The sequence below is a fragment of the Kribbella lupini genome (assembly GCF_039529595.1).
Lineage (GTDB): Bacteria > Actinomycetota > Actinomycetes > Propionibacteriales > Kribbellaceae > Kribbella > Kribbella lupini.
Window position 1 is genome coordinate 504,240 of the sequence record NZ_BAAANC010000003.1, and the last position, 16,364, is coordinate 520,603.

20 protein-coding genes are annotated in these 16,364 nt (G+C 69.2%); 7 read left to right on the top strand and 13 right to left on the bottom strand.

Annotated elements, in window-relative coordinates; genetic code table 11:
* Window positions 1–5: 5 nt before the first annotated feature.
* On the top strand, window positions 6–635 hold the full coding sequence (locus ABD235_RS28550; protein WP_344179679.1) for a nucleoside/nucleotide kinase family protein: 630 nt from the start codon (window positions 6–8) through the stop codon (window positions 633–635).
* Here the strand turns inward: ABD235_RS28550 and ABD235_RS28555 are convergent.
* Window positions 632–1,366: a TetR/AcrR family transcriptional regulator gene (locus ABD235_RS28555; protein WP_344181330.1), complete on the bottom strand. Its 735-nt coding sequence runs from the start codon at window positions 1,364–1,366 to the stop codon at window positions 632–634. The two genes, ABD235_RS28550 and ABD235_RS28555, sit on opposite strands and share 4 nt — an antisense overlap.
* Window positions 1,367–1,447: 81 nt before the next feature.
* On the opposite strand from ABD235_RS28555, the gene ABD235_RS28560 reads away from it, so the two are divergent.
* From ABD235_RS28560 to ABD235_RS28570, 3 genes are all read left to right on the top strand, one after another.
* Window positions 1,448–2,359: an ATP-binding cassette domain-containing protein gene (locus ABD235_RS28560; protein WP_344179680.1), complete on the top strand. Its 912-nt coding sequence runs from the start codon at window positions 1,448–1,450 to the stop codon at window positions 2,357–2,359.
* Window positions 2,356–3,132 carry an ABC transporter permease gene (locus tag ABD235_RS28565; RefSeq protein ID WP_344179681.1) on the top strand — a complete coding sequence of 259 codons (777 nt, stop codon included), beginning with the start codon at window positions 2,356–2,358 and terminating at the stop codon, window positions 3,130–3,132. The genes ABD235_RS28560 and ABD235_RS28565 overlap by 4 nt, the downstream gene beginning before the upstream one ends.
* A gap of 283 nt (window positions 3,133–3,415) precedes the next feature.
* On the top strand, window positions 3,416–3,610 hold the full coding sequence (locus ABD235_RS28570; RefSeq protein ID WP_344179682.1) for a hypothetical protein: 195 nt from the start codon (window positions 3,416–3,418) through the stop codon (window positions 3,608–3,610).
* 87 nt (window positions 3,611–3,697) lie between these two features.
* Here ABD235_RS28570 and ABD235_RS28575 read toward each other — a convergent pair whose 3' ends face one another.
* From ABD235_RS28575 to ABD235_RS28605, 7 genes are read right to left on the bottom strand one after another with little or no spacing between them, the layout of a single operon-like run.
* Window positions 3,698–4,531 carry an alpha/beta hydrolase family protein gene (locus ABD235_RS28575; protein ID WP_344179683.1) on the bottom strand — a complete coding sequence of 278 codons (834 nt, stop codon included), beginning with the start codon at window positions 4,529–4,531 and terminating at the stop codon, window positions 3,698–3,700.
* Window positions 4,528–5,367 carry an ABC transporter ATP-binding protein gene (locus ABD235_RS28580; RefSeq protein ID WP_344179684.1) on the bottom strand — a complete coding sequence of 280 codons (840 nt, stop codon included), beginning with the start codon at window positions 5,365–5,367 and terminating at the stop codon, window positions 4,528–4,530. The genes ABD235_RS28575 and ABD235_RS28580 overlap by 4 nt, the downstream gene beginning before the upstream one ends.
* A complete protein-coding gene (locus ABD235_RS28585) occupies window positions 5,364–6,164 on the bottom strand; it encodes an ABC transporter ATP-binding protein (protein WP_344179685.1) in 801 nt (266 codons plus the stop codon). The genes ABD235_RS28580 and ABD235_RS28585 overlap by 4 nt, the downstream gene beginning before the upstream one ends.
* Window positions 6,161–7,015, bottom strand: a complete 855-nt coding sequence (locus ABD235_RS28590; protein WP_344179686.1) for an ABC transporter permease — start codon at window positions 7,013–7,015, stop codon at window positions 6,161–6,163. The genes ABD235_RS28585 and ABD235_RS28590 overlap by 4 nt, the downstream gene beginning before the upstream one ends.
* Window positions 7,012–7,956 (bottom strand): ABC transporter permease, encoded by a 945-nt coding sequence (locus ABD235_RS28595; RefSeq protein WP_344179687.1) that lies wholly within the window; start codon window positions 7,954–7,956, stop codon window positions 7,012–7,014. Before ABD235_RS28595 ends, ABD235_RS28590 begins: the two co-directional genes overlap by 4 nt.
* 2 nt (window positions 7,957–7,958) lie before the next feature.
* Entirely contained in the window at window positions 7,959–9,596 is a 1,638-nt protein-coding gene (locus ABD235_RS28600) for an ABC transporter substrate-binding protein (RefSeq protein WP_344179688.1), read from the bottom strand.
* A gap of 8 nt (window positions 9,597–9,604) precedes the next feature.
* Window positions 9,605–10,705, bottom strand: coding sequence for a C45 family autoproteolytic acyltransferase/hydrolase (locus ABD235_RS28605; protein ID WP_344179689.1), 1,101 nt, complete (start codon window positions 10,703–10,705; stop codon window positions 9,605–9,607).
* A gap of 97 nt (window positions 10,706–10,802) precedes the next feature.
* Here ABD235_RS28605 and ABD235_RS28610 point away from each other — a divergent pair, with 97 nt between their 5' ends.
* Window positions 10,803–11,693 carry a MurR/RpiR family transcriptional regulator gene (locus tag ABD235_RS28610; RefSeq protein ID WP_344179690.1) on the top strand — a complete coding sequence of 297 codons (891 nt, stop codon included), beginning with the start codon at window positions 10,803–10,805 and terminating at the stop codon, window positions 11,691–11,693.
* 720 nt (window positions 11,694–12,413) lie between these two features.
* Window positions 12,414–12,740 carry a putative quinol monooxygenase gene (locus tag ABD235_RS28615; RefSeq protein WP_344179691.1) on the top strand — a complete coding sequence of 109 codons (327 nt, stop codon included), beginning with the start codon at window positions 12,414–12,416 and terminating at the stop codon, window positions 12,738–12,740.
* 56 nt (window positions 12,741–12,796) lie between these two features.
* On the opposite strand, the gene ABD235_RS28620 is transcribed toward ABD235_RS28615, so the two are convergent.
* The 3 genes from ABD235_RS28620 to ABD235_RS28630 all read right to left on the bottom strand — a co-directional run bounded on the left by ABD235_RS28620 (window position 12,797) and on the right by ABD235_RS28630 (window position 14,581).
* Window positions 12,797–13,327, bottom strand: coding sequence for a hypothetical protein (locus tag ABD235_RS28620; RefSeq protein WP_344179692.1), 531 nt, complete (start codon window positions 13,325–13,327; stop codon window positions 12,797–12,799).
* A gap of 239 nt (window positions 13,328–13,566) precedes the next feature.
* Complete coding sequence (locus tag ABD235_RS28625; protein WP_344179693.1) at window positions 13,567–14,022, bottom strand: excalibur calcium-binding domain-containing protein; 456 nt, start codon at window positions 14,020–14,022, stop codon at window positions 13,567–13,569.
* 145 nt (window positions 14,023–14,167) lie between these two features.
* On the bottom strand, window positions 14,168–14,581 hold the full coding sequence (locus ABD235_RS28630) for an SgcJ/EcaC family oxidoreductase (protein WP_344179694.1): 414 nt from the start codon (window positions 14,579–14,581) through the stop codon (window positions 14,168–14,170).
* Window positions 14,582–14,692: 111 nt separating this feature from the next.
* Here ABD235_RS28630 and ABD235_RS28635 point away from each other — a divergent pair, with 111 nt between their 5' ends.
* Entirely contained in the window at window positions 14,693–15,205 is a 513-nt protein-coding gene (locus ABD235_RS28635; protein ID WP_344179695.1) for an AAA family ATPase, read from the top strand.
* Here the strand turns inward: ABD235_RS28635 and ABD235_RS28640 are convergent.
* Together ABD235_RS28640 and ABD235_RS28645 are read right to left on the bottom strand one after the other, a co-directional pair.
* Window positions 15,195–16,034 carry an NAD(P)-dependent oxidoreductase gene (locus ABD235_RS28640; protein ID WP_344179696.1) on the bottom strand — a complete coding sequence of 280 codons (840 nt, stop codon included), beginning with the start codon at window positions 16,032–16,034 and terminating at the stop codon, window positions 15,195–15,197. The two genes, ABD235_RS28635 and ABD235_RS28640, sit on opposite strands and share 11 nt — an antisense overlap.
* A 99-nt stretch (window positions 16,035–16,133) precedes the next feature.
* Window positions 16,134–16,349 (bottom strand): hypothetical protein, encoded by a 216-nt coding sequence (locus ABD235_RS28645; protein ID WP_344179697.1) that lies wholly within the window; start codon window positions 16,347–16,349, stop codon window positions 16,134–16,136.
* Window positions 16,350–16,364: the final 15 nt, after the last annotated feature.

Sequence of the window (16,364 nt, forward strand, 5' to 3'; positions counted from 1 at the left end):
TGGGGATGCGCTCACTCGACCCGACCGCCGCCCGCCAACGCGCCGTCGAGCTGGCCGAGCGATCCGAGCGGGCGATCCTCGGCGTCACCGGCGCGCCGGCCGCCGGCAAGTCGACGTACGCCGAAAAGCTGGTCGCCGAGCTGAGCGCGGACGGGCTGAAGGTCGCGTTGGTGCCGATGGACGGGTACCACCTCGCGCAGTCCGCGCTGGAGGCGCTCGGTTTGGCGGACGTGAAGGGCGCACCCCACACGTTCGACGCTGCAGGCTTCGTCGCGTTGCTCAGACGGCTCAAACAGCGCGAGGACACCGTCTGGGCGCCGCGGTTCGACCGGCAACTGGAGGACTCGATCGCCGCCAGCATCGGAGTCGGCCCGGAGATCGACCTGATCGTCACCGAAGGCAACTACCTGTTGCTGGACCAAGCGCCCTGGACAACAGGCCGGCAACTGATCGACGAGGTCTGGTACATCGACCTACCCAACGACGTCCGCCACGCCCGCCTGGAAGCCCGCCACCGCCGCTTCGGCCGCTCCCCCGAAGAGGCCCACGCCCGCACGCACGGCTCCGACGAACGCAACGCCCAGCTGATCGCCTCCACCAAACCAGCAGCAGACGCCGTCCTCCACCTCAACTAGCTACACGTGCGTTCGATGAAGCCGGCGACGCCGTCGAGGTAGAGCTGGAGGCCGAAGTCGAAGTCCTGGTCGTCGGACTCGTCGAACGTGACGACCGGGTCGAAGACGCCGGCGTCCAGCACGCGGGCCACGGCGGGGAGGCGGCGGCGGTCGACGACCTGTTTGAGCACTGCGCCGTACTGGTTGAAGGCGGCGGGATTGTCGGTGAAGCCGGCGGCGAGGTCGACCGAGAGGCGGATCTGGCCGTGGACGTAGGTCATCAGGCCCATGACGACGCCGACCTTGCCTTCCTCGCTCAGGCCCGTGTCGGCAAGCGCACCTAGCGCCGCGTCGAACCACGCGAGGTTGCCCGGTCCGGCCGGCGGACCCGAGATCGGGATCTCGGCGTACCAGCGGTGCTGCCGCAGGGTCGTCAGCACGTTGTCGGCCCAGAAGGTCAGCCCGGTGCGCCAGTCCACACCGTCGGGCAGCGGCGACGGCTCCTCGAGCGCGGCGTCCGACATCAGCGTCAGCAGCTCGTCCTTGCTCTTCACGTGCCGGTAGAGCGCCATCGTCGAGTTGCCCAGCCGCTCGGCCACGCGCGCCATCGAGACCGCCGCGAGCCCCTCGGCGTCCGCGAGCTCGATCGCCGCGCGGGTGATGTCCTCGGTCGTCAGCGACGGCTTCGGGCCCCGGCGCGAGGCGTCCCGCAGTCCCCACATCAGCACCACGTCGGCGGGCAGCTCGCTCATCTCCACCGCCTCAGTCTAGGAACGTGTACTGCGTACCTGCTACGCTATTTAGCGTACCCAATACGCAGTAAGGGGGAAGCCATGATCGTCGAGGCCACCGGCCTGACCAAGTCGTACGGCGGCGCCGAGGTGCTGTCCCGGGTCGACCTGACCGTCCGCGAGGGCGAGGTGGTCGCCCTGCTCGGCCCGAACGGCGCCGGCAAGACCACCACCGTCCGGATCCTCACCACCCTCACCCGCCCGACCGCCGGCACCGCCACCATCGCCGGGTACGACGTCGTTCGCGCGGCGCCGAAGGTCCGCGGCGTGATCAGCCTGACCGGCCAGTACGCCGCCGTCGACGACAACCAGACCGGCCGCGAGAACCTCGTCATGGTCGGCCGCCTGATGCACCTCGGCCGCGACGCCGCCCGCCGCCGTACCAGCGAGCTGCTCGAACGCTTCGGCCTCACCACCGCGATGGACCGCCGGGTGAAGACCTACTCCGGCGGCATGCGCCGCCGCCTCGACCTGGCGATGAGCCTGATCGGCCGGCCGCGGGTGATCTTCCTGGACGAGCCGACCACCGGTCTCGACCCGGCCAGCCGGCTGACGATGTGGGAGGCGATCGGCGAGCTGGTCCGCGACGGTACGACGATCCTGCTCACCACGCAGTACCTCGAGGAGGCCGACCGCCTGGCCGACCGGATCGTGCTGCTCGACCACGGCCGGATCACCGCGGCCGGGACCGCCGACGCGTTGAAGACGCAGATCGGCGGCGAGCGGATCGAGCTGTACTTCACCGACCCGGCCGACGCGCAGCAGGCCGCGCGCACGCTCGACGGCCTCGCGGACGGCGTACTGGTCAACCTGCCGTCCGACGGTACGGCGGCGCACCTGCATGCCGTACTGGACGACCTTCGCGCGCAGGCTCTGCAGCCGGCGCGGGTCTCGTCGCACCGGCCGACGCTCGACGACGTGTTCCTCACCCTGACCGCCAAGGAGCCGGTATGAGCCACGAGGGATTCGGTGCCGCGGTGAGCGACACCGTGACGATGATCGACCGGAGCGTCCGGCTGAGCCGGCGCAACGTGGACACCCTGTTCGTGTCGATCCTGCTGCCGTTGCTGATGATGACGCTGTTCGTCTACGTGTTCGGCGGCGCGATCGAGACCGGTACGGCGTACATCAACTACGTGGTGCCCGGGATCCTGCTGCTGACCACCGGGTACGGCGCGTCGAACACCGCGATGGCGGTGGCCGACGACATGACCAAGGGCATGATCGACCGGCTCCGGTCGCTGCCGGTGCGCAGCTTCGCCGTACTGACCGGGCACGTCACGGCCAGCGTCGCGCGGAACGCGGTCTCGACGGCGATCGTGCTGCTGGCCGCGCTGGCGATGGGCTTTCGGCCGAACGCGTCGGTCGCCGAGTGGTTCGGCGCGATCGGGCTGCTGGCGCTGTACGTGATCGCACTGTCGTGGCTCGCGGCCGGCCTCGGCGTGATCGCGAAGACGGTCGAGTCGGCGAGCACACTGAGTTTCTTCATGCTGTTCCTGCCGTACCTGAGCAGCGCGTTCGTGCAGCCCGAGACGATGCCGCGCTGGCTGCGTCCGATCAGCGAGCACCAGCCGATCACGCCGGTGATCGAGACCGTGCGCAGCTTCCTGACCGGTACGCCGCTGGGCAGCAGCGCGTGGATCGCGCTGGCCTGGTGCGGCGGATTGCTGGTCTTCTCGGTGACCTTCGCGTCCGTGCTCTACCGGCGGCGCGCCGCCGGTAACTGAAAAACGAGTGCCCCGACCTTGGATCGGGGCACTCGCCCGTGCGGGTCCCGGGGGGAGTGGGACCTCCACACGTGGGGGGCCTTCAAATCTATCGCTGCCGAAGGGTCAGCTCGAAACCGAGACGGCGATTCTCGAATACCTGTCCGCTGAGCGGTCGATCGGTGCGCCCAACGGTCACTGCCTGCGTTGACAACTACTCATAGTTTTCTTTTCGGCCGTGTCGATTTCGGGGGTTCTGGTCCGACGTACCAGTAAGAGCCAGACACCAAAGGAGAGGGTCAGCATGAACGAGAACAGCGCCAACCAGATGATCATCACCATGCTGGCCGAGGGCAACCCGGTCTGGTACGTCGCGGGCATGGTGAACATGCGCAGCCACGACGTCTACCTGATCGGCCAGGCGGCCGGCTACCCGGACAAGGCGAAGCTGCGCCGGGCCGTCTGGGCCGAGAAGAACCGCACCCGCGTCGCCGCGTGAGTGGGCGGCGCACCCCGGGGCAGGGACCGGGATGCACCGCCGGCAGGTCCGGCCGGACCGCGAGGGAACGATCAGGCCGGACGGCGGTCAGGCCTCGGTTCTCATCAGCGGCGCCATCCAGCGGGTGACCGTGGGAAGCATCAGGCTCCCGGAGTGGGCGGCGCCGTCGACGAGGTCGAAGGTGACGTCCAGGCCGTGGGAACGGAAGTTGGCCTCGAGGGTGCGCAGGCGCTCGATCCGGGTGCTGCCGGTCTTCTCGACGCCGTCCATCCAGTTGGACTCGCCCGGGTTGTTGATCTCCCAGGTCTCGACGTCCTCGCTGCCGACGACCATCTGGATCGGCACCCGGCGGAGCGCGTCGAAGTCGATCTCCTGCCCGAACTTCTCTTCGAAGCCGCGCGTCCCCAGCCACCAGTCGAGCTTGTCGTCCAGCTGCGTGATCCGCCCGGGGGCGCCGATCGACGCCGCGGCCAGCCGCTCGGGGTGCAGGTAGAGGAACCGGTGCACGAACTGCCCGCCGCCGGAGAACCCGTGCAGGAAGAACTTGTCCGTCGCGACCGGGAACCGCTCGGCCACCTCGTCGACGATCGACAGCAGCATGCGGTCGAACCGGATCCCCCGGTACTCGATGAACTTGAAGTTGTGCAGGTCGGTCGGGTCGATCAGCCCGGCCGGGAAGATCGGCGTCAGGACGACCACACCGTGCTCGTCGGCGAACGGCTTCAGGTGGTCGCGGTACTTCGCCGCGGTCCGCGCGGTCCCGTGCTGCACGACCAGCAGCGGCGCCTGGTCGTCGTCCTTCAGCTGCTGCGGCACGTAGAGCAGGTAGTGGAGCCGAGGGTCGACCTGCGAGGCGAAGATCGGGATCGACCCGCGCTGGTAGAACGCAGCGGTGGGGGCGACCTGCTGGGTGTCGGTCATGACCGTCCTTCGGTGAGTGCGAACGCTGCCCGCAGCTCGGCCACGCGTTCCGGCTGCCAGCCGGGTCCGGGGGCGGAGGAGAGCAGCATCTGGGTGTAGGGGTGTCGTGGCCGGCGCAGCAGTTCGGCCGTCGCGTTCTGCTCGACGTCGTCGCCGCGGTACATCACCAGGATGTGATCGGTGACCTCGCCGACCACAGCGAGGTCGTGGCTGACGAACACCAGCGCGATCCCGAGCGCGTCGCGGATCTCGTTGAGCAGGGCAAGGATCTTCGCCTGGACCGAGACGTCCAGCGCGGAGACCGCCTCGTCCAGCACGAGCACCTTAGGCCGTACGGCGAGCGCCCGGGCGATCGCGACTCGTTGCCGCTGGCCACCACTGAGCTCGTGCGGCCGGGACGCGGCCAGCTTGCTCGCCAGGCCGACCTGGTCGAGCAGGTTCGCGACCTCGGCGGACGCCGCGCCCTTGGCCAGCTCCGGGCGGTGCCGCTTCAGGACGTCGCGCAGGCAGGACTCGACGCTGAGCCTGCGGTCGAGCGAGGTGTAGGGATCCTGGAACACCATCTGGATCTCGCGGGCCCGACGCAGCCGGGCGGCCTTGCCGCGCTCGGAGCGACCGGCCTCGCGGCCGTCGACCGTGACCGTGCCCTGGTCGGGCGCGGACAGGCCGACCAGCATCCGGGCGACCGTGGTCTTGCCGGAGCCGGACTCGCCGACGACGCCGAGCGAACCGCCGGCCTCGACGGAGAAGCTGATGTCGCGAGCGGCGACCACCGGCGCGTGTCCGCGCTTGCCGTGGAAGGTCTTGCAGAGCTTGTCGACCGCGAGCACGGTCATCGGGTCACCACCTCGCCGTCCTGCTCGGGCAGCGTCGGAACAGCTTCCGACAGCTGCCGCGTGTACTCGTTGGTCGGGTTCTCGAAGATCGTCGCCCCCGGCTGGTGGTCGACGATCAGCCCCTCGCGCATCACGTACACCCGGTCGCAGTACGCCGCCGCCAGGTGCAGGTCGTGCGTGATGAACAGGACGCCGAGATCCCGTTCCCCGCGCAAACGCTTGAGCAAGGCCAGCACTTCGGCCTGCGTCGTCACGTCCAGCGCGCTGGTGGCCTCGTCGGCCAGCAGCAGCTTCGGGTCGATGCTCAGCGCGGCCGCGATCACGACGCGCTGCAGCATCCCACCCGACAGTTGGTGCGGGTACTTCCGCAGCAGGCTCTCCGGATCCCTCAGCCCGACGTACTCGAACAGCGTGAGCAGCTTGGACCGCGCGGCCTTCTTGTTCAGCCCGTGCACCTGGACCAGCCGCTCGGTCGCCGAGTCGCCGATCCGCCGTACGGGGTTGAGCGCCGTACGGGGTGCCTGGAAGATCATCGCGGCGTCGTTCGCGCGGATGTTCCGCACGGTCGCGTCGTCGGCGGACAGCACGTCCACTCCCCCGACGCTGACCCGGCCGCCGGCCTGCGCGTCGTCCGGGAACAGCCGCAGCGCCGCGCGCGCGGTGGTCGACTTGCCGGATCCGGACTCACCGACCAGCCCGACCGTCTCACCGGTCGCCACCTGCAGCGAGATCCCGCGCAGGATCTCCACCGTCGGGACGCGCAGCGTCAGGTCCTCGATCTCGAGCAGCATGCTCATTTCCTCACCGCCAGCTTGTCGGACAGCCGGACGCCGATGACGTTGGTCGCGACCACCACGATCGCGATCGTCAGACCGGGGATCAACGCCGGCCCGACGAAGCCCTGGATCACACCGGTCCGGCCTTCCTGCACCATCAGGCCCCACTCCGAGCTCGGCGGCTGCGAGCCGAAGCCGAGGAAGTTCAGCGAGGCCAGACTCATCAGGCCCTCGCCGAACAGCACGACCAGGTAGCCGACGAGCGTGGGCATCAGGTTCGGCAGCAGGTACTTGCCGCACAGCACGGCCCCGCCGACTCCTTGCAGCCGGTAGGCGTCAACGTACGGGCGGGCCATCTCCTCCAGCGCGATCGCGCGGGTGAACTTGGCGATCGCCGGCGCGTAGGCCAGCGCCATGCCGAGCACCGAGGTCAGCTGACCGCGGTCGAACACGGCGATCACCAGTACGACGAACAGCAGCCCCGGGAACGCGAACATCACATCGGTCACCCTGCTCAGCGCCGTGTCGACCCAGCCGCCCTTCCAGGCGGCGGTGATGCCGATCAGGACACCCATCACGGTCGCGACCGCGAGCAGCGCGATCGCGCCGAGCAGGCTCGGCCGGGCGCCGTGGATGATCCGCGACAGGATGTCGCGGCCCAGCTGGTCGGTGCCGAGCCAGTGCGTCGCGTTCGGCGGCTGCCAGAGCGCGCCGAAGTCGGTCTGGGACGGGTCGAACGGCGACACGACCGGCGCGAAGATCGCGGCGATCACGGCCAGCGCCAGGACGGCGGCGCTGAGGTAGAACGGCCACTCCTGGCGACGGCGGGTCGCCGTCGCGGTCAGGACGGGCGCGGACAGATCAACGGTCATGAGACGCTCCTGGCCAGGACCCTTGCGTCGAGCAACGGATAGATCAGGTCGACGAGCACGGTGACGGCCATGTAGGCGACCACCATGTAGAGCAGGATCGCCTGCACCACCGGGAAGTCGTGGGTGTTGATCGCCTCCACCAGCAGGCTGCCGATCCCGTTCAGCCCGAAGACGCCCTCGACCACGACCGTGCCGGCCAGCATGCCGGCCAGGATCAGCCCGCACATCGTCACGATCGGGCCGAGGGAGTTCCGCAGGACGTGCCGCAGCACGGTCTTCCGGGACTGAAGACCGTAGCTGCGGGCCGCCTCGACGTGGTCGAGGCTCTGCTGCTCGACCATCGTCTGCCGGGTGACCCGGCTGACCACCGCGATCGCGCCGAGCGCGAGCGCGACGGCCGGCAGGGTGAGGTGATGGATCCGGCCGAGGAACCCCTCGCCCGGACCCGACACCGAGAACCAGCGCAGCTTCACCGCGAACACCGAGATCAGCACCACCGCGACGACGAAGTTCGGGATCGAGGTCGCGAACGTGGTGATGCCGGTGATGAACGCGTCGACCGCCGTCCCCTTGCGCAGCGCGGACACCACGCCGAGCAGGACACCGATCACGATGAACAGCACCCCGGAGTACGCGACCAGGGACAGCGTCACCGGCAGCCGGCTGCCGAGCAGGTCGGTGACCGGCTGCTGGTAGACGAACGACGACCCGAAGTCCCCGTGCAGCAGATCGGTGGCCCAGATCCAGTACTGGTGCAGGAACGGCAGGTCCAGGTGGTACTCGGCCCGCACCGCGGCGATCCGCTCCGGTGTCATGTTCTCCGGGTTGCCGATCAGGAACGCGACCGGGTCACCGGGCGCTGCGTACATCCCGGCGAAGATCACGAACGAGCTGATCACCAGGGTGAGCACCATCGCGCCGAGGCGCCGCAGTGCGACCATCGTCAGGCCCCCTTGGTCCCCAGGTCGGCGGCCCACGGCGCGTAGCGGTAGCAACCGCTGGCCGGGACCCCGGTCACCTTCGACGACAGCGCCACCGTGCTCGGGCTGTCCACCACCGGGATCCACGGCATCGCCTCGGACCACTTCTTCGCCAGCTCGATCGCGATACCGGCGCGGGCGGCGTCGTCCAGCGCGCCGCGGCCCTTGCTGACCAGCGCGTCGTACGCCGGGTCGTTGAGCAGCCACTGCACCGTCGAGGTGCTGGCGCCGTTCTTGTAGAAGCCGACCGGGTCGTTCTTGGAGACGAAGTAGTCGTCGCTCAGGACGTCCACGCTCTTGCGGACCGCCTCGTCGTACGGGTCGTACTGCGCGGTCGGGATCTGCGTGATCGTTGCCTTCAGCCCGATCTTCTGGGCGGCGTCGACGAACGCGTTGGCGATCACGTTGCGGACCGGCGAACCGTCGCTGGCGATGATCAGCGGCTGGGTCTCACCGACCTCCTGGACCAGCTTCTTGGCCGCGTCCAGGTCGGACTGTTCGGGCTTGGCGGGCAGTCCCGGCAGGGCGTCGTACGCCGCCTTGAACTTGTCCTTCTCGTAGCCCCAGGCACCGGAACCGACCGGCTCCTTCCACGGCTGGCCGAGACCCGAGAACGCCGCCTTGGCCACGCCCGCCCGGTCGATCGACATCGCCAGCGCCTTGCGCAGCCGGACGTCCTTCAGGCCGCCGCGGTCGGTGATCATCATGCTCCAGACCCGGGTGTCCGGGCCCTGGCTCACCGTGGTCGCGCCGCCGGTGGCGAGCTGGGTCGCCGAGGAGAGGTTCTCCAGGTACGAGCCGGTCGCCTCACCGGTCTTCAGGGAGTTGACGATGACGTCATCGCTGCCCCACTTGAAGGTGATCTCGTCGGTCTTCGCGGCCTTCGGCTTGTTCCAGTAGTTCGGCGCCTTGGTCAGCGTGATCGACTTGCCGGACTGCCACTCCTTCAGCTGGAACGGTCCCGTGCAGGCGTCGGTCCCGGCCGGCGTGCCGTACTTCTTGCCCTGCGACTCGACACCCTTGCGGCTCAGGACGACACCCGCGTCACCGGCGATCGCCTCGACGAACACCGCGTCGGACTGCTTGAACTTGACCGTCACCTCGTTCGGGCCGGTCTTGCTGACCCCGGTCACGTTCACGTACTCGTCGGACTCGGCGGCGCCGTCGGCGCGGTGCCGGTCCAGGCTCCACAGCACGTCGTCGGCCGTCAGCGGGGTGCCGTCGTGGAAGGTGACGCCCTGGCGGATCGTGAAGACCAGCGTGGTCGCGTCCTTCCAGGCGTACTTCTCGGCCAGCCCCGGCTTCAGGGTCAGGTCGGGCTGCAGTTGCAGCAGGCGGTCGCAGACGTTGGCCAGGATCAGGTCGCTCTGCGAGTTCGCCGCGTCGTTGTCCAGGTCGAGCGAGCGCGGCTCCTTCGGCATGAACCAGATCGCCTTGTCGAGCTGACCGGCGGCCGCCGGAGTGCTGTTGCCCAGCTTGATCTGGTCCAGCACCGGCGACTGCGCGGGGCTGCTGCCGTCACCGCACCCGGCGGCGACGAGCAGGCCGGCCGCGGCCAGCGCCGTACCGGTGGTGAACCTCTTCAGAGAGGAGGCGGACATGGGTACTCCTAGTCGTAAAGATTGAAGGGCACGAGCTCGTAGTCGTGCTCGCACGGGGTGCCTGCTGCGACGCGGTAGTCGCCGGTGGTGAGATCGACCAGGCTGGACAGCACGGTCGACCATTGGCTCAGCGCGCCGAGCCGATCGTCGGGATGGGCGCAGAGCGAGTCGGGCTGCCCCAGGTGGTCCGACATCGCGCTACGGACTGCTTTCGGTACGTCGGTGGTGGTGGCCGCTGCTTTCAGTCCCCTCCGGGCCTGTGGGACCCGGAGCAGTGAGTCCGGGGACATCGGTCGGTGCTGCGCCGCCAGCTGCGGCGGCACGAACGCCTGGTAGTGGTTGCCGTGCACAAGCAACCCGTCGACCGGGTACTCCCAGCCGTGGGCGCCCGGGGTGGTCTCGAGGTCGATGCTGAACCCGGATCGGTCGGTCAGCAGCGCGTTGCTCGCGATGTGCGCTCGCGTGCGGATCAGCACCTTGAGCGCGTCGGAGATCGTCGTGGAGTCCAGGACGAGGCGCCGGATCACCGTCTGCGGGACGCCGACGGTGTCGTCGAAACGGCCCCCGAGGCCGTTCGCGTTCAGCGCGAAGCCGTTGCTGCTGGCACCGTGCCGGCCGATCTGGCCGGCCTCGGTCTGGATGATCACGGTCGGCTTGGGCGGCTGGACGACCTTGAGCACGACGACGGTGTCCTTGACGGCGTGCCGCCAGTCCCAGTTCTGGCCGGCGTAGACGTGGCCGTCGGCCGCTGCCTCGTCGGTGATCGAGAAGGAGGTGCAGCCGTCATCTTGGCTTTGAGGGTCCTTGCGGTACGTCGCGGCGTCGTACACGATCTCGCCACGGCAGTTCAGGACGACGATCTCGCGGACGGTGACGCCCGCGCCGGCCGCGATGCCCCGCATCTCCTCGTACAGTTCGGGGAAGTCGCCGGCGACGAGCCGTTCCCACGGCGCGGACAGGGCCTGGATCTCGGTCCAGGTCCGGCCGAGCTGCACCTCGAACGCGGCCTGGTAGTACGCGATCGACGCTCCGACCAGGTCGGCGGCTGCGCGACCGTACTGCAGTCCGCGATCATAGGCCGACGGACTCGACACCTCGATGATCCTCATCAGGACGGAACTCCTTGTGGGGACTTACCATGGCATTACAGGGGCACCGTCTTTTGAACGGTTCGTTACAGGCTCGATGGGATCGGATGATACACAAATGACCGATGAGGTAACAGGGGTTACAGCAAAGAACCCGGCGATCGCGGAGCTTCGCGCCCGCATTCGTGACCACTGGGACGAGTTCACCCCCGCCGCCCAGGCGGTCTGCCGGTCGCTGTCCGAGATCTCCCCCGAGCGGCTGCTCTACCTGTCCGCGGCCGATCTGGGCGTCGAGAGCCGGACCAGCAACGCCACCGTGATCCGCACGCTGCAGGCGCTCGGTTACAAGGGCCTGGCCGAGCTGAAGGACAAGGTCGCCTCACCGTTCGGCACCGCGCAGCGCGAGCAGCGGCTGCGGGACCGGATCACGTCCACCGGCGGCGACCCCAAGCACGTCTGGGACAAGGTGATCACCGAGGCGATCGAGCGGATCGAGTTCCTCAACGAGGGCTTCCCGCTGGACGCGTACGCCGAAGCCGTCCGCCTCCTGCTCGACGCCCGCGAGATCGTCTCGTACGGCTTCGGCGCGAACTACGTCGCCGCCGAGCACCTGACCCTGAAGCTCCGCCGCCTCGGCCGCACCGCGCGCGCGATCACCAACTCGGGCTTCCGCCTGGCCGACGACCTGCTCGGCATCCAGCACGGCGACGTCGTCGTGGTGATCGCCCCCGGCCGCCTGATCGTCGACGCCGAGTCCGTCATCGCCCGCGCCCGCGCGGTCGGCGCGCACATCATCCTGCTCTCGGAGCAGAAGGTCGCCGAACGCCTCGCCGGCGACGTGACCGTCGCCATGCACGTCCCCAACACGGTCACCGGCATCACCGCCGAGGTCCTCACGTCGATCGTCGTCACCGACGCGCTGGCCCAGGCGGTCGCGGCGGCGGACACGGAACACACCCTGGAGTCCGCCCACACGCTGGCGACGATCCGGCAACAGCTGGGCTTCTGAGCTCCCGGGGCGAGGAACAAGGAGCTGCCGCATCCAGCTCTGCACCAACCACCACGCCTGACGATCCATCCCACGGGCGGGGCTGTCGGCTGGCGCACGGCGATCGGCAGGCACACCCGGGCACAAGGAGCTACCGCAACCAGCCCTGCACCAACCACCACGCCTGACGTTCCAACCCACGGGCGGGGCTGTCGGCTGGCGCACGGCGATCGGCAGGCACACCCCGGGGACAACGAGCTACCGCAACCAGCCCCGCACCAGCCACCATGCCCCGCGTTCCATCCCACGGGCGGGACTGTCGGCTGGCGTACGACGATCGGTAAGTGCTCCCCCAGCCCCACGGAAAAGCTTCGCCGGCACGCCGTGCGCCGCGTGGTGCGCCGTACGTCCGCTAGCCGCCGCACTCCGCCTCGCGACGGCAAACCCGCGCGGCCGACCGTCGCGGCCAACAGCGGGGTACAGCTCTGAACCCCTGATCGCCGCCGGACGGCACAACGGGCGCCAGACTGCCGGGCCGGAATCCCCCGGCTCGCCGTACTGCCGTGGCGCGCCGGACCGGCCCGGGCGGGCGAGGCCCCGCACGCCTGCCGGGTCGGCTCAGATGCTTCACAGTCAGTCGGGTGCGACCTCAGCCCCACGCGATCTCATCAGCCGCACCGGCAACGATTCGCCTGGCCGACGTACGCCCTCAAGCGCGCGTGCGTCGGTAGCATCCCACTCATGATCTTCATCACCGCGAAGTTCCGCGTCCAGCCCGACGACGCCGACAACTGGCCCACCATCACCGCCGACTTCACCACAGCCACCCGCAACGAACCCGGCTGCCTGTGGTTCGACTGGTCCCGCTCCCTCGACGACCCCACCGAGTACGTCCTGGTCGAAGCCTTCGCCGACGACGACGCCGCTTCGGCCCACGTCACCTCAGCCCACTTCAAGGCGGCCCAGCAGTCCCTCCCGCCACACCTGGTCGAAACCCCGAAGATCGTCAACTTCAAACTCGACCAGAACAACTGGTCCGAACTCGGCGAACTAGCCGTCAACCGCTAACCATCGGCTCGTCCCCCAGCCGCTCCATCCCCGCGACGATGGACGGCTGACCGGACCTACCGGAACTGGCGTTCCTGAGCAGCCCGGATGTCCTGGACGAGATCGTCCGGCAGCCGCACGACGCAGATCTCCACCCCGAGCTCGGCGATCGCCTGCCCCTGCCAGGAGTTCCCGCGCAAATGTTTGACCGCAAGCTCGTCGCTGACGCAGAGGACGAGTCGGCGATCGGCGTTCGGAGGCAGAGACCGAGCGATCCAGTGCAGCTTCACCGCGTCGTTCATCAGCTTGTACTTCTGTGCAACCTTTGCCGGACCCTGGTGCGCCCAGCACTCGACAAGCACCGACTGATCTGGGCTGACCCCGTCCAACTCGACGCGTGGTCCGCTCGGATGCTGAACGCGTCCCGGCGACAGCTGCACCCCCAGGAGCGCGCTGAGCTCGGCCAGCATCACCCCCTCGGCTCTCCGCTGCTCCCCCGAACTCCCGGGCAGCACAGGCAACTGCACTTCGCCGGTCTCTAACGCGACCGGCTCCGGCACCGCCGGACGACCCGCCGCCGACATCCCGAGCACATCCGACTCGATCACCGGCCCACCAGGCTCCTGCGGCTCAGCGCCCACCGGCTGCGCGATCCAGCTGACCAGCTTTCCGCCTGCCCCGACGCCTCGACTGATGACTCCCTCGGCAGCCAGCCGTCGGCAGATCTGGTTCACCGTTTGCCGTGGCCTGATCCCCGTCACCGTTGACAGTTCGTCGTCATCCAGCGGGACCGCCCTCGTACGAATCACGCTCAAGATGCGCTCGCGCTGAGTCTCGTCGCCACGCATCAGTTCTCGCAGGCGATGCCGTCGCCGTCTCGGTCTAGTTTTCTGGAGTAGCCGGGCTCGCCCGCGTGGATGGGCGCGGCGCCGGCGGCGCGGACTGCGGTGCAATTGGCGTAGTACACGTCCGTGGCCGGCGGCTTGGTGGTCGTACGGCGGGTGGTGGGCTTCGTCGTCGGCTTCCTCACCGTCGGCTTCTGCGTCGGCTTCCTGGTGACGGGCGGGAGCTTCGGCTTGGTCGTGGGCGGCTTGGAGAGCAGGCCGACGGGCTTCGTCGGCTTGGCGGTCGGGCGCTGCGTCGCGGCCGGCGTTGGCGTCGGCGTACTGGTCGCCGGTGAGGTTGACGCGACGATGCCGACCGGCACGGCGGCCGGGGTGGTTGCTGGTGCGGCGCAGGCGCCGGCGAGTGTCAGAACGACGAGTCCGGTGCCGACTGCGAGCACGGCGCGGCCACGGTCCATGGATGGTCCCCCCAAATCCGCCCTCGGCCCCCCGGTGGCGGTAGTCGTCGCCCGGCCGGAACCAGCCGGGCGCGTCATGCCTACCACCGATTCGTCACCGTGCGCGACGGTTCACTGCCTCCGATCACGGACCTTGTCGGTTTCGTTACTCGGCGACGACGATCGTGTTCTGCGCCGCGGCGATCCGCCAGACGCCGTCGTCCTTGGCGAGGAAGTACACCGGGCTGCCGTGGTCGAGCACCTGGTCGCCGTCGCGCTCAACGTAGGTCTGGTTGACGTTGAGCACGGCGATGTCCGGCCGGACGAAGAGCAGATGATCGGCCTCGTACGTCGCGTAGCCGGCGGCCGTCGCGCCGGGGAGCACCTTGCGGGTGAACGTGCCGATCGCGTCGCGCCCGTACAGCCGCTTGCCGTGCCCGGTCACCCAAAGCGCGTCCTCACGGAACACCCCGAGGAACGCGTCCGCGTCCTCGGTCCGCTGGGCGCGGTCGACCGTGGTCAGCAGCGCGAGGATCTGGTCGACGTCGTCCTGGCTGGGAATCGCTCCGGTGATGTCCATGGCAACGATCCTCGGAGTTGAAGCGCCCTTGAGGTCAACCCCGCTTCGACCCCACAGCTGGACTCGGGGAATCCCGTTGACTCCCCCGCCGCGATCGGATGGGATCCTCAGATGAGCCCTCGCCTCGTCGTCCTCTGCGGTACGTCGTACTCCGGCAAGAGCTCCCTCGCCACAGCTCTTGCCGATCACCTCGGCGCCCACGTCGTCAGCCTCGACGAGATCAACGAACGCCGCGACCTGTGGGGCGGCGACGGAATCCCCGTCGAGGAGTGGCAGGCGACCCACGCGATCGCGATCGCGGAAGTCCGCGCGCTCCTCACCGGCGCCCCGGAAGCGCCTTCGACCGCCCGCGCGACCGTGATCCTCGACGACACCAGCTCGCCGCGGTTCCTCCGCGACGGCTGGCGCGCCCTCGCCGCCGAACTCGGCGCCGAGTTCCACCTCGTCCACCTCGACGTCGACCACGCGACAATCCACCAACGCCGGATCGCCAACCAGGCAAGCCCGAACCGCCGGCACGTCTCGGACGCCGTACTGGCTCAGCACCTCGCCGACTTCGACCCACCCGGTCCCGACGAGAGTCCCATCCGGGTGCGCCCCGGCGATCCGCTGCCTAGCCTCTGAAGTGCCGGACGAGCTGCGCGATGTCCTCGTCGGCCGCCTGCGGGTACGCCGTGAGCCGGTCGTGCACCGTCCGCGCGATCGGCAGGTTCGCCGCGCGGGCCGCCAGGTCGACGTCCTTCGCGGCCAGCTTCACCTGGTAGTACGCGCCCTCCGCGGCGGCCCGCGCCGCGAGCCCAGCCAGCGGTGAGCCGGCCAACGACTGCTTCACCAGCTCCTCCGGCAGCCCGTACACATCCGCCAACTGGTACGCCTCTCCTACCAGCGCGACCCCGTTCACGATCGCGTTGATCATGACGATCTTCAGCGCCGCCCCGGTCCCGACCGCACCGGTCCGCCGTACCGTCCCGAACAGCTCGAGCAGCGGCATCACCTCGTCGGCATCCCCGCCCACCAACAGATTCAGCTCACCGCTTGCCGCTTTGTCGACACTGCCCATCACCGGCGCGTCGACCAGCGTGACTCCCGCGGGCAGCAGCTCGGCGATCTCCCGTACGGCGTCCGGCCCGATCGTCGAGGCCTCGACCAGTACGGCGCCCGGCTTCAACTCCCCCGCGAACTCACCGACCACCGCCCGCACCGCGGGCGGATCGGCCAGCATCGTCACCACGACGTCGGCGTCCCGGACCGCCTCGGTCGGCGTACCGGCCACTGTCGCGAAGCCGTCGGCTTTCCCGGCCGAGCGATTCCACACCGTCAACGGGTACCCGGCGTCGGCCACCCGCCGGGCCATCGGCGCCCCCATCGCGCCGAGCCCGAGAAACGCCACCTTGCTGTTGTTGTCCATACCCCCGATGTAGGCACGCTCCCCGTTCAAGTGCCCAGGCCTCACCCGAGGTTGCCTCAAGCAACTATGGGACAGCGAACTGGCCCGCGACAGGTACGGCGCGGACCAGCTCGAGGTCGTTCGTGCTGAGGGTGACGCTACTGGTCAGCGGCGGCGACCCCACTTGGCGGAGGAGCCGACGCCGGCCAGGTGGAGGGCGATGCAGAGCAGGCCCGCCATCAGGAGGGTCTGGGGGGTGAAGGCGTCGCTGACGGTGGCGTTGGCCCAGTCCAGAATGAGGGCGAGGCCGAAAATCACTGCGGCGATGATCGCGAACATCTCGTGCTCCTTAGCGAGTTCCAGCAGGCGGAAGGCGCTCATCTAACTCCGGCGCTG